This window comes from Sphingomonas silueang, from assembly GCF_040049155.1.
In the GTDB taxonomy this organism is placed as follows: domain Bacteria; phylum Pseudomonadota; class Alphaproteobacteria; order Sphingomonadales; family Sphingomonadaceae; genus Sphingomonas; species Sphingomonas silueang.
The window spans coordinates 142,850-154,430 of the sequence record NZ_JBDZDK010000006.1 but is presented as its reverse complement, the minus strand read 5'-3'; the positions used below and the strand labels follow the sequence as shown (position 1 = coordinate 154,430).

The 11,581-nt window shown below is 69.6% G+C and carries 12 protein-coding genes and 1 pseudogene; 12 read left to right on the top strand and 1 reads right to left on the bottom strand.

Going from position 1 to position 11,581, the window contains the following annotated elements:
- Positions 1 to 16 precede the first annotated feature (16 nt).
- The 12 genes and pseudogenes from ABLE43_RS08510 to ABLE43_RS08455 all read left to right on the top strand — a co-directional run bounded on the left by ABLE43_RS08510 (position 17) and on the right by ABLE43_RS08455 (position 10,322).
- Positions 17 to 3,004 (top strand): glycoside hydrolase family protein, encoded by a 2,988-nt coding sequence (locus tag ABLE43_RS08510; RefSeq protein ID WP_348978062.1) that lies wholly within the window; start codon positions 17 to 19, stop codon positions 3,002 to 3,004.
- 19 nt (positions 3,005 to 3,023) lie between these two features.
- Positions 3,024 to 3,659 (top strand): hypothetical protein, encoded by a 636-nt coding sequence (locus ABLE43_RS08505; protein WP_348978061.1) that lies wholly within the window; start codon positions 3,024 to 3,026, stop codon positions 3,657 to 3,659.
- Positions 3,659 to 4,987, top strand: coding sequence for a hypothetical protein (locus ABLE43_RS08500; protein ID WP_348978060.1), 1,329 nt, complete (start codon positions 3,659 to 3,661; stop codon positions 4,985 to 4,987). Before ABLE43_RS08505 ends, ABLE43_RS08500 begins: the two co-directional genes overlap by 1 nt.
- Positions 4,984 to 5,259 (top strand): hypothetical protein, encoded by a 276-nt coding sequence (locus ABLE43_RS08495; protein WP_348978059.1) that lies wholly within the window; start codon positions 4,984 to 4,986, stop codon positions 5,257 to 5,259. Before ABLE43_RS08500 ends, ABLE43_RS08495 begins: the two co-directional genes overlap by 4 nt.
- Entirely contained in the window at positions 5,256 to 5,456 is a 201-nt protein-coding gene (locus ABLE43_RS08490; protein ID WP_348978058.1) for a hypothetical protein, read from the top strand. Before ABLE43_RS08495 ends, ABLE43_RS08490 begins: the two co-directional genes overlap by 4 nt.
- Before the next feature lie 42 nt (positions 5,457 to 5,498).
- The gene (locus ABLE43_RS08485; RefSeq protein ID WP_348978057.1) at positions 5,499 to 5,750 is read left to right on the top strand and encodes a DUF7940 domain-containing protein; all 252 of its coding nucleotides are present in this window, start codon (positions 5,499 to 5,501) and stop codon (positions 5,748 to 5,750) included.
- Positions 5,740 to 6,309 (top strand): lysozyme, encoded by a 570-nt coding sequence (locus ABLE43_RS08480; protein WP_348978056.1) that lies wholly within the window; start codon positions 5,740 to 5,742, stop codon positions 6,307 to 6,309. Before ABLE43_RS08485 ends, ABLE43_RS08480 begins: the two co-directional genes overlap by 11 nt.
- Before the next feature lie 2 nt (positions 6,310 to 6,311).
- Complete coding sequence (locus ABLE43_RS08475) at positions 6,312 to 6,626, top strand: hypothetical protein (RefSeq protein ID WP_348978055.1); 315 nt, start codon at positions 6,312 to 6,314, stop codon at positions 6,624 to 6,626.
- 332 nt (positions 6,627 to 6,958) lie between these two features.
- Complete coding sequence (locus ABLE43_RS08470) at positions 6,959 to 7,753, top strand: DNA adenine methylase (RefSeq protein ID WP_348978054.1); 795 nt, start codon at positions 6,959 to 6,961, stop codon at positions 7,751 to 7,753.
- Between the two features lie 130 nt (positions 7,754 to 7,883).
- Positions 7,884 to 8,351, top strand: a pseudogene (locus ABLE43_RS23170) (DNA cytosine methyltransferase); the annotation flags it as partial.
- A gap of 124 nt (positions 8,352 to 8,475) precedes the next feature.
- A complete protein-coding gene (locus ABLE43_RS08460; protein WP_348978052.1) occupies positions 8,476 to 8,829 on the top strand; it encodes a hypothetical protein in 354 nt (117 codons plus the stop codon).
- 239 nt (positions 8,830 to 9,068) lie between these two features.
- Positions 9,069 to 10,322: a tyrosine-type recombinase/integrase gene (locus ABLE43_RS08455; RefSeq protein ID WP_348978051.1), complete on the top strand. Its 1,254-nt coding sequence runs from the start codon at positions 9,069 to 9,071 to the stop codon at positions 10,320 to 10,322.
- A 192-nt stretch (positions 10,323 to 10,514) separates the two neighbouring features.
- Here ABLE43_RS08455 and ABLE43_RS08450 read toward each other — a convergent pair whose 3' ends face one another.
- Positions 10,515 to 11,264 (bottom strand): hypothetical protein, encoded by a 750-nt coding sequence (locus tag ABLE43_RS08450; protein ID WP_348978050.1) that lies wholly within the window; start codon positions 11,262 to 11,264, stop codon positions 10,515 to 10,517.
- Positions 11,265 to 11,581 lie beyond the last annotated feature (317 nt).

Here is an 11,581-nt window from a genome sequence, read left to right as displayed (position 1 = left end):
ACCCGAGGAATTGCTTATGGCCACGACCGCAACGCTGCCCCTGACGGTGTGGCGCAACGACGACGTGTGCGAGCTGGTGCTGCGCGTCCGTGGCGTCGACCTGACCGACATCGCGCTCGCCATGCAGATTCGGATGCACGGCGATGCGTCCGGACCGGCGCTGATCGATCTGGCCAAGGTCACCAACGGCAATGCCGAGGGGTTGCGGGTCGCCGCCGTCGCGATCGAGGGCGGCATTCCGGTGTCGGACCTGCGCGTCCGACTGAACAAGTCGTCGCGCCAGGCCCTGCCCTACATGGGGGAGGCGGGCGATCCGGCCGCGTTTGAGTATGCGCTGCTGATCGGCGGGCGGACGCGGCTTGTCGGCTCGATCACGGTGCCGGCGCACGCCTACGGCAGCGACAGCGCACCGGCGGCGCGGCCTGTGAGCTGGCGCGGGGCAGCGCCGGCGCTGGATATGCCGATCGCGGGGGCGACGGTGACGATCGGCGCCGACCAGGTCGTCGAACTGCAGATCGACGGCGCCGACCAGATCGGCGCGGCGATCCTGTCGGCGCAGGGTGAAGCCGACCGTGCCACCGTCGCAGCGACGGACGCGCGGGGCTGGGCGGAGGCGGACGTGCTGCCGTCGGGCCGATCGGCGCGGTCCTGGTCGCGCGAGGCGGAGCTGCAGGCCGGATCGTCGTCGGTCGCGGCGGGTATCGCCGCAGGCGTCGTTGGCGGGCTGCTCTATCGCACGATCGCCGCCGGCCTCGCCGCGACGGCGGCCGATGGCTTCTTCTCGGTGCGCGGCGAGAATGCCGCGATCTACTCGCGGCTGTACCAGAAGGTGAACGGTCAAGCGGTCGAGCAGACCTATCTCGCGGGCGGGATCGGCATGGCGCTGCTCAGCCAGCGCGCCGACGTCGGCCGCACCTTCAGCGTCACCGACTATGGCGCGCGCGGCGACGGGCTGGAATCGAGCGCGATCGCCAATACCGCGGCGATCAAGCTGGCGATCCGGATGGCGGCGCTGTCGGGCGCCGGTACGATCCATTTTCCGGGCACCGGCACCTATGTGCTGGGCGGGGACATGGAGATCCTCGGGCTGTTCGACGGCAAGCCGTTTCAGCGCGGCCTGATCCGCCTCCATCCCGGCATCCGCGCAATTATCGGCGATGGTGCGACGCTGAAGCTTTCGGGCGGCCGCACGCTGCCGGGCTCGATGTTCGTGCAGTCGTTCTGGGACGGTTCGCCGCGCATCCGCAATCTGCTGGTGAGCGGGCTGACCTTCGACGGCAATATGGCCGCACAGGTGCAGCCGATCTATGCGGCGAACACCAGCGACGAAAAGGTCTGGCAGCACCAGCATGCGCTGTCGCTGTGGAGCGCCGACGACGTCCTGGTCAGCGACTGCGTCTTCACCGGCTTCTTCGGCGACGGCGTCCACCTCTCGACGCCGGTCGATGGGATGAACACGCCGGCGTTCAGCAGCTGTAGGGTGCGCGTCACCAGGTGCGAGTTCTACGACCTGTTCGGCATCGGCGTCGCCGCCTTCAGCGCGCGCGATCTCGAGGTCGACCACTGCTATTTCCATGGCAATGGCTTTTGGGTCGGCGCGATCTCGACGGAGACGCTCTTCCGCACGGCGGAGATGCGCAACGTGCGGGTGCACCACAACGTGTTCGATTTCCGCGACGGTCTATGGCCGCCGGAGATGACGCCGCAGGTCGCGTCCGACAGCGCCGAGGCGCAGGCTGCGCGGCGCAAGCGCCGCCGCGCGCTGGTGCAGATCAAGTCCTACACCTTCGACGGGGAATATCCGGGCCAGACCTTCAACGGCGCGCTGGACGGGATCAGCTTCGACGACAACACGGTGTACGAGGGCCTCGTCCACATCTTCAACACCTCCACGGTGTCGGTGTGCCGCAACCGCTTCCGGGTGACCTATGAGGATCTGCCGAACGCGCCGCTGATCAACCCGGGCGACGTCATCTACGTCGGTGCGCTCGGCACGGACCTGAAGGGCCTGCGCGGCGTCCGGATCGAGGGCAACGACATTGAATCGGACCTGGGCACCTATCCGATCAGCGTCAGCACGATCGAGGACGTGCAGGTGCGCGGCAATGTCGTGCGCGGCGGCCGCGGCGGCGGGCTGCGCCTGGCGAAGGTGTCGGGCGAGATCACCGGCAACCGGTACATCGACTGCGCCGCCCCGGTCAGCGACGCGGACTTCGCCGCCGCCAACTTCCGCGCCTCGGCCGTCGTCGTCTTCGCGAGCGGGCTGAAGCCGCTGTATATCCACCACGAAACGATCGTCGAGACGCGGACCGGCACGGCGCGCGGCATCCGGCATGGCATCGTCGTCAACGGCGACAGCACGCTGATCCACCGGGTGGAATTCTGCTCTGCGCAGGGCATCCTCGGCGACGTGGTGAAGGACAATGGCGCCGACGTCGTGGTCGCGCAGATCGGCAACCAGCGGGATACCGACCGCACCTATCGGGTGACGCAGGATCTGGTCACCACCAAGGCGCTGCGCGGTCGCACCGTCGAGGGCACCGACAGCGTGATCGGCAAGACGTTCGAGGTCCGCGCCGCCGCGGGCGAACGGGCGATGACGTCGTACACGATCGGGGGAAAGCTCCGGGGCCAGATGTCGGTCGGTGCCGATGGCAGCATCACGCTACAGGCGTTCTTCGACAAGGCCGACGGGACGCTCGACCTGCCGCGGACGCCGATCGCCATCGATTCGACGGGCCGGACCTTCATCGCGCCGAGCCGCGCGCAGCCGCTGGTGCTGGGTGGCCAGCTCCGCCTGTGGGCGGTGAACAGCCGCCTCTACACCAAGCAAGGGGCCGATCCCGCCACCGACACCGATGGCGTCCAGCTCGTCGGGCGCGTCGCGGTCCCGGCCAGCGCCACGGCGGAGGGCGTGCCCGGGCAAGTCGCCTGGGACGGCGCCTATTTCTACACCTGCCACGACTTCAACATGTGGCGGCGCACTCCGCTCGCCACCTGGTAAGCCAACCGGAGGATCTGACATGCCCAAGACTCTCGCGCCCGCCGGCTTCGTGCCGGCGGCATCGATGGCGTTCGGCCCCTTCGAGGGCGAAGCCACCGGCGTCTCGCCCGACACGCCGCTACCGGCGTACATGCCGGGCGGGCTAACCGTCGTGACCGCATCGATCACGCGACCGGCGGACACGACTGCCTATGCCGCCGGCGATCTCGTCGCCAATTCCGTGGTCGCCGGCGCCGTCGTGCCGATCGAGCTGGCAAGCGTCACCCGCGCCGCCGTCGAGGCGATCCGCATCGAGCGCGTCCGGCTGCGCAAGAGCAGCCCGGCGCTGGCCGGGGCCAGCTTCCGCGTCCACCTGTTCCGCCGCGTGCCGGTGTTGACGGCGGGTGATAATGCGCCCTTCGACAATGGCGCGGGCGTCCTCTCGCTGGCGGATATCACCGGCTATGTCGGCTCGGCCGACATTCTGATGGACCGCGCGGCCGCGATCGGCGCGATCGGCGCGGGTCTGGTCAACGGCGGCGGCGGCATCACCTGCGAGACGGGCGCGGTCGCGGGCAAGGAACGGTCGCTGTGGGCGCTGATCGAGGCGCGCGGCGCGTACACGCCCGTCGCGGGCGAGACGTTCGCGCTGATGATCGAGGGGGCGCGGAGCTGATGCACGCTGCCATGCGATCGGCGCTGTTCGGCAGCGCCTTGCCCTATGCCGGGTGGGATCTGGCGCTCGGCTTCCGTGATAGCTGGTACCGCTCCGGCGGACTGGTGACGCGCGACGTGGCTGCGCTGCCGTCCTATGCCTTCACCCGGGCGGCGGCGAAGTGGGAGGACGTCGGCGCTGGCCTGCAGATGATCGCGGCAGGTCAGCCTGCGATCATCCCGGGCACGGGGTTCATCGCCCGCCCGGCCTATACGAACACCGTGCATAACAGCGTGTTCGCGGGTGCGGCGCTCAACGTCTCGCCGACCAAGATGGGCACGTTCGGCAACGGGGGACAAGGCGGCATCACCCGGCAGATCCTCGGGCGCGGGCAGACCGCCGACGGGCTCGACTATGTCGACCTTCGCTTCTCTGGTACCGCTGCCGGACAGGTCGCGATGTATCCGGTGTTCAGCGGCGCAGTTCCGGCCGACTATCCGGTTGCCGCGCCGGGCGAGTTCTGGTCCGGTGCGGTCACGGCGCAGGTGACCGGTGCGACTGCCGCCGCGCGCATCAGCTTCACGCTCAGCGCGCGCAACTCCGACGCCAGCATCATCTACGGGACGTACAGCGCGTCGGTGATGGTCGACGGTGTCATCCGGCCGACGCAGCGCTACGTCGTCCTGTCGCCCGCATTGCCCGCGAACAGCGCCACCGCGCAGATCTTCCTGTCGGTCATCATTCCGGACGGCAATACCGTCGATTTCACCTTGCGCCTGTGGGCACCCTCGCTGGTCAAGTCTCCGATCATCGGCCCGTATGTGCCGACGTCGACCGGCCCGGTGACGCTGGCAGCCGACGACATGCGGATGACGCAGCCCCTTCCTGCCGACGAGGATTCGGTGCTGGTCGTCTCGGCGGTCGCGCAGACCACGGTGGGTGCGCTCGAGCGTCCGGTCAATCTGGTCGACGATGCGGGCAACAACCGCATCAGCGTCGGTCGCAACAGCGACGGGACGGGCTCGCTCAGCGCGACGGTCGTTGTGGGCGGTACGACCCTCGGGTTGCCGGGCGGCAATGTCGGGCAGGCTGGTCCGGGGCGCTACGCGATCGCGGTGAGGCGGCGAGCCGGGCGCTTTTCCCTGGCCGGGCGCAACAGCAGCGGCGTGGTCGGGATCGGCGCGGAAACGGCGGTGATGGCGATGCCCGTGCCGACGCGATACAGCATCGGCAGCTTTCCGAGCGTCGCGGGAGCGCCTGCAAATGGCGCGATCGAGTTCCTCGGCTATCGTCGCGGGCCGGCCACCGACGACCAGGTGCGGGCAATGCTCGCCGCGGTGTCGGTATGAGCGCGGACGCGCCCCGCTTCGGATGGAAGGAGGCGCTGATGCTCGCCTGCTCGATCGTCGGGCCGATCGCCGTCGTCGGCGGTGCGGTGAAGGACGGCGGCAAAACGGAGGCCCTGGCCGAGGATACGCTGCGCCGCGTGGTGCAGCTCGAGGCAGACGGTCGCGCCGATCGCGAGCGGCGGGAAGCTGACCGCGTCGTGGCGGCACAGACCGCCGAGCGGGTCGCGCGTATCGAGGCACTGGCGCAGGTCGGCCGGGGCGGGGGGCGATGATGATCGATCCGGCCACCATGATCCTCGCCGGCAGCGCGGTGTCGGCGGTACCGCCGCTGCACCGCCTGCTGCTGACCCTTCGCCCGCTTCGCCCCGACATCGCCGCCGCCGCGGCGCTGCTCGCGTCGACGCCACTCCAGCAGCTCGACCCGGCGCTCCTCGGCGCGCCGCCGCGCGCGATCGTCACCCGGGCATAGACCGCCGGCGGCCGGACGCCGCCACCTCCACCGGAGATACCGATGAAGCTTATTCCTGAATGGCGTCAGGCGTGGCGCTGGTGGTCCGTGCGCCTTTCGGCGCTCGGCTCGCTGCTCTGTGCCATCGCCCTCGCATCCCCCGACGCCGTCCTCGCCGTGTGGCAGGCGCTGCCGGCCGAGCTGGTGGCGTCGCTGCCCGAGCGTTTGGTCGCAGTCGTACCCATGCTCCTCTTCGCCGCCGCCGGCGTCGCGCGCGTCATCCAGCAGCAGCGCGAGGTGGGCGATGGCGAGTAATACGCAATCCGCGCCGAAGTCCCGCAAGGGGCCGCTGGTCGCGCTCCTCGGCGTGATCGCCGCCGCCGGGCTCTTCGTCTCGGTCCCGGCCGAGGAGAGCGGTCGCGTGGTCCGCGCGGAGGTGACGGCGTCGGGCGACGTCGTCGCGACCCATGTCAGCGGCCCGGAGCATCGTACCGCCTATCGCGACATCGTCGGGATCTGGACGATCTGCGACGGCGATACGCAGGACGTGAAGGCCGGGCAGGTCGAGACGCGCGCCGGGTGCCAAGCGCGGCTCGAGCGGCAGCTGGTCGCGCATGCCGAGCCGGTGATGGCTTGCATTCCGCAGCTGGCGGCGCCCGGTCGCGACTATCAGCGGTGGGCGGCGGTGAGCCTGGCGTACAATGTCGGCGTGGGGGGCGTCTGCGGCAGCAGCATGGCGCGCCATTTCCGCGCCGGACGATGGCGACAGGGCTGCGACGCGATCCTGCTGTGGAACCGCGCCGGCGGAAAGGTCGTGCGCGGCCTGACGCTCCGCCGCCAGCGGGAGCGGGCAATCTGCCTGCGCGGCCTGTGAGGGTGCGACCCTTCGCACCGATCGCCGTCGCCTTGGCGCTGGCGACCACCGGCTGCGCCGGCACCGCCGCCCGGCCGGCGTCCGCCAGTGCGGCGATCGCCGGCATCGAGACGCGGCTCGAGCGGCTCCGGACCATCCGCGCGATGGTCCTGCCGCTGCTGCCCGCCGCCCGGGCCGAGCGGATCGAGCGCGCGATCGGCGCGGTCGAGCAACTGCTCGCCGTTGCCCGCCTTGCGGCCGACGCAGCCGATCGCGCCGCCGCGCTCGATCGCGCGGACCGCACCGTCGCGGTGATCGAAAAGGCATCGCGGCGATAGACGCGCGCGGGCCGATCTGGCATCGATCGCCCTGCCGACCCCAGCGTAGCCGCATGGATTGGCCCGCGCGCGCGGACTCAGGCCGACCGGTTCGCCGGGTGGCCTGCGAAATACAAGACCCCTCGGGGAATACGCAGGGCGCAGACGCCTGAGCTGCGCGGCTAACCGCCCGGTCCGCCGGGCGGGGATGAGGCGACCGCCAGCGTATTCCCCGAGCCACCCCACAAGCTCCCCCCATTCGCGCCGATCGGCGCGGACCCCGCCGTTGTCGACGGCGGTCGCTGAAGCGCGCGTAGCCCGTGCTTCCTCATCCCAAGAGGAAGACGCTGACTGTGACCACCCTGCCTACCGCTCGCCCGCCCGCACCGTATCTCGGCGGCAAGCGCAACCTCGCCAAGCGCCTTTGCGCCTTGGTCGATACCATTCCCCACCGCGCCTATGTCGAGCCCTTCGTGGGCATGGGCGGCATCTTTCTGCGCCGTAGCCGACCGGCGCAGGTCGAGGTGATCAACGACTGGTCGGGCGATGTCGCCAATCTGTTTCGCATCGTCCGACGGCATTACGCGGCGTTCGTCGACGAGATGCGATTCCTGCCCGCCGGTCGGGAGGAATTCTACCGCCAGAAGGCGCTCGACCCGTCGGCGCTGACCGATATCGAGCGAGCGGTTCGATTCCTGTATCTGCAGCGCCTCACTTTCGGCGGGAAGGTGGACGGACGCACCTTCGGACTTCGCCGGGACCAGTCGAGCCGGTTCGACCATGCGCGGCTCCGCGCCGAACTGCGACTGCTCAGCAAGCGTCTCGCGCCGGTGACGATCGAGAAGCTCGATTTCGCCGAGCTGATCGGCCGCTACGATTCCGCCCACACGCTGTTCTACCTCGACCCGCCATATGACGAAACGAGCGGGTACGGCCTGCCGTTCGGACGCGAGCGGTATGTCGAGCTGGCGGCGCTGCTCGCCGGCATCGCCGGACAGTTCGTCATGTCGATCAACAACACGCCCTTCATCCGCCAGACCTTCGCCGATTTCGAGATCGAGGAGGTCGGCACGACATGGACCGTTGGCGGCCACGCCACCGGCGGCCAGCGCGTCACCGAGCTGATCATCCGCAACCGCCCGCGCTGACGCGGGCCAGAGCGACACCCCATTCCGGGGTTTGCAGCCCCGGATACCGCCGATCGCCGATGGCGGTTCCTCCGCGCGCGTAGCCGAGCGCACCCGATGATCGCGGCAGCGATCCTTTGGAGCGGACATTGTGGACCTTCGTACCTTCGCACCCGAATACGACGACTTCCGTGGCATCTCCCTCTGCGCCGGATACGCCGGCCTCGATCTCGGCCTGCACGTCGCCGAGCCCCGATACCGCACTGTGGCTTTCGTCGAGCGGGAAAGTCACGCAGCGGCCACTCTCGTGGCGAGGATGGCAGACCAGGCCCTGGCTCCGGCACCTGTCTGGGACGATCTCCGATCCTTCGACGGCCGCCCGTTCCGCGGCCGAATTCATATCGTCACTGCCGGTTATCCATGCCAGCCCTTCAGCTATGCCGGTCGCCGAACCGGAGACGCAGATCCGCGTCACCTTTGGCCCGAGGTCGCCCGGATCGTCGGGGAAGTCGGACCGGAATGGGTCTTCTGCGAAAACGTCGAAGGGCACCTGTCCATGGGATACGCCGACGTCGCCGGCGATCTTCGCGGCCTGGGCTACACGACAAAGGCGGGCCTGTTCACTGCGCGAGAGGCTGGCGCTTCGCACCGGCGCCGCAGGCTCTTCATCCTGGCCCACGCCGACCGCTTCGGACGGGGGGTATTTTCCGGACCTGATCTTGGAGGCGGGGGCGATCCGGCCGGTGGCCCCGCTGGATGTCAGTCACGAGAGCGGCGGGCAGTTCGGCCTGGGCGAGACGGCGCGGAGCTGGACCGCGCTCTGGCTAACGCTGAAGGCGACGGGGTGGAATGCGTCGATGGCGAGCTGCCCATCTTCGCACCCGGTCCGGGTGAGCTTCAAGCATGGGACCGGCTCCTACATCACCACCCTGAGGTCCAACCCGCGCTTCTACGAGATGACAATGGGCTGGCCGATCGGGTGGAGCGATCCCGCGCAGCCGGTAACGGGGTATGTTCGCTGGCTGCATCACGCGCGTGGGCAGTTCTCAAGACTGCTCACCGACTGGACGCCTGAAGGCGAGCCGACGCCCGAATAATACGGGTATCGTGCGGGTATCGCCGGTTTGGGGTCAGCCCCAAACCGGCGGATTTCCGGGGGTTTCGGTGCAGCGCAGGCGGAGGGTGTCTCCGCCGCGCGGGCTCGCTCTTCGTGCTTTCGAGGATGAATGCGCAGCCCCCTATTTGATCGCTGACCGCGCTGCGCGTCTGCCGCGCCGGAAAGTCGCGTGATGTCAGCGCCTTCCTTTCTTGACCGCCTTTTGATCGGAGCATGCCCATGCTGACCGCCGCCGCCGTGCGCACCGCACGGACAAAGCCGCACGCCTACAAGCTCTCGGACGGGCAAGGGCTGCACCTCTATGTCGCGCCGTCGAACCTGCGGTCCTGGCGCTGGCGCTTCCGCCTCGACGGTCGCGAGCTGCTGCTAACGCTCGGCCAATATCCCGACATGGATCTTGCCGGCGCGCGCGCGGCGGCCGACACCGCCCGGGAGGCGCTGCGCGCCGGGCGCGATCCTCGGCAGGAGCGCGCAGCGCGTTCGTCAATCGACCGGACCTTCGCCGGCGTCGCCCGCGCCTGGCACGCGCACTGGCGCGCGAGCTGGACCGAAATTCACGCGGCCGACGTGATCGGCAGCCTCGAGCGCGACGTCTTCCCGGCGATCGGCGCTATCGAGCTGGACGACATCACCGCGACCGACGTGCGGGACGTGCTGCGCGCCGTCGAGGCGCGCGGCGCGATCGAGACGGCCCGGCGCGTCCGCCAGCGCATCGGCAAGGTCTTCGCCTTCGGCATCGCCATGGACCTGTGCGCCGCCGATCCCTCCGCGCAGGTCCGCCACGCGCTGGCGGCCGCGCCGATCGCGGGCGAGCAGCTCGCCCTGGTCACGCTCGACGACGCGCGCGCGCTCCTCGCTGCGTCGGCGGCGATCGGCGGGCCGGCGATCGTCGAGCTGGCGTCGCGCTTCCTCGCGCTGACCGGCGTCCGCCAGGGCACGCTGCGCGGCATGCGGTGGGACGAGGTCGAGGGCGTCGACTGGACCGGGGACGCGATCGGCCCGGCCGTGCCACTGTGGCGGGTGCCGGCCGCGCGGATGAAGCTCGCGAAGGCGAAGAAGGCTGACCCGCGCAATGACCATTTCGTGCCGCTGTCGCGTCAGGCGGTCGAGATCCTGCGCGCGATCCGCGCGCGCGCCGACAGCGGCGTCGAGCTGGTGTTCGGCCGCGGCGTCCATGGCGCGCCGATCGCCGAGAGCGCGATCGGCGCGCTGTACCGGCAGGCGGGCTATGCCGGGCGGCATGTGCCGCATGGGTGGCGCGCGACCTTTTCGACCATCCTCAATGAGCGGCACCCGGGCGAGCGGGTGACGATCGACCGCGCTCTCGGCCATGCGCCGCGCAAGGAGGTCGAGGTCAATATCAAGGTGGAGGGTGCCTATAATCGGTCGCGCCAGATCGCCGCGCGCCGCCGCCTCATGCAGACTTGGGCGGACCTGCTGATGCCCGATGCGCTGACCGCTCCGCGGGGGTGACAGGGCGGCTTTTTCGGCACGGATCGTGCTCGTCCCCGTCGCCGAGCCTGAATGCGGTGCCGGTTGTGCTGGGCGCACGAGTGATGATGGCCGGGCGGGTGCGGCATCGGGGACCAAGCACATGGCGGCCCGTCTAGGCTGGGTGGTGTGGCCTCTGGTTACGTATCGCGAGAGCGATGCCTTATGATATTGCTATAGGGCCCCTTTCCGTCCCTTCGGAGGACTTGCCCTCTCTGCCTCGGCTTCGCAGCGGTCGACGGTGCGTCCCAGCGACAGGATCGCCTCCCGAAGTGTCAGCTGCTCCTTCGGGGCCGAGGCGGCCGCCAGCGCGGTGGGGGAGGTGCGTGCTGCGCGATCGGCGCGTGATGCACGCTCGGCGAGCGTCAGCGCACGCTGGGTCGCCTCGGTCGCCGCGCGCGTGACCCGCGCGACGAGGCTGGCGGCGATCGCCGGAAGCTTTAGGTAATAGGCGTTCGCGATCTGCTCGACATACTGTCCGCCCGGCTCAGGGTCGACGACGGGGCGCGTCCGTCGCGTCCAGTCGAGGAAGCCCTCCGCCTTCAGCCGCGCGATGGCCTTCGCCACCGCGCTGCGCGAGCGTCGAATCTGCGCCGCGATCCAGCTATAGGATGGGTCGAGCCGTCCATCAGCCTTGCCGCGCAGACGCAGCATGAAGCGATACACCTCCAGCGCGATATGCCCGAGCTTGCCGTTCCTTCGGCCGGCGGGCTTGCTGAAATGCTCATACGCCTCGGCCGCGCGCATCCGCGCATTATTCTCGGATCGGGGAAAGCGGTTCGAGGATGCCCATCGACCTTCTATCACCGCGTCATGGTGGAAGCTGCCGCGACGCACTGGCTGATGGGTGCGCTGGCGCAGGCGACGGGCATGCAGTGCCTTCCCACCGGGCGTGCGGGGCAGGGAGGTATTGGACTTCTTCATGGCGGACCCCGAGACGGCGGGTCGATGGGCGCACGAAAGCGCCGCCAGAACCGGGGTCTGACGTGCGCTAAGCATGCAAATGGATGCGCTATTCAGCAGCGCTTGGTGGTGGCCGTACGCCTCCGGTGCTTCTCCGGTGTCGCCGGAAAAGTCGGACGGATTTCTGCGGGGTTACGCTGACCTGCGGATGCCGACCGGGGCCGCTAAGCTGCTGGGAAATGGCCTAGCTTGTGCGATGGCATTGCAGAGGTCAGGGGTTCGATCCCCCTCGGCTCCACCATTTCCCCGACGACCCCGCAGCGATGCGGGGTTTTTCG

Bases quoted from the DNA above. Each gene is read 5' to 3' on its own strand.
- ABLE43_RS08510 (WP_348978062.1), top strand. From the start codon at position 17: ATGGCCACGACCGCAACGCTGCCCCTGACGGTGTGGCGCAACGACGAC.
- ABLE43_RS08505 (WP_348978061.1), top strand. From the start codon at position 3,024: ATGCCCAAGACTCTCGCGCCCGCCGGCTTCGTGCCGGCGGCATCGATG.
- ABLE43_RS08500 (WP_348978060.1), top strand. From the start codon at position 3,659: ATGCACGCTGCCATGCGATCGGCGCTGTTCGGCAGCGCCTTGCCCTAT.
- ABLE43_RS08495 (WP_348978059.1), top strand. From the start codon at position 4,984: ATGAGCGCGGACGCGCCCCGCTTCGGATGGAAGGAGGCGCTGATGCTC.
- ABLE43_RS08490 (WP_348978058.1), top strand. From the start codon at position 5,256: ATGATGATCGATCCGGCCACCATGATCCTCGCCGGCAGCGCGGTGTCG.
- ABLE43_RS08485 (WP_348978057.1), top strand. From the start codon at position 5,499: ATGAAGCTTATTCCTGAATGGCGTCAGGCGTGGCGCTGGTGGTCCGTG.
- ABLE43_RS08480 (WP_348978056.1), top strand. From the start codon at position 5,740: ATGGCGAGTAATACGCAATCCGCGCCGAAGTCCCGCAAGGGGCCGCTG.
- ABLE43_RS08455 (WP_348978051.1), top strand. From the start codon at position 9,069: ATGCTGACCGCCGCCGCCGTGCGCACCGCACGGACAAAGCCGCACGCC.
- ABLE43_RS08450 (WP_348978050.1), bottom strand. From the start codon at position 11,264: ATGAAGAAGTCCAATACCTCCCTGCCCCGCACGCCCGGTGGGAAGGCA.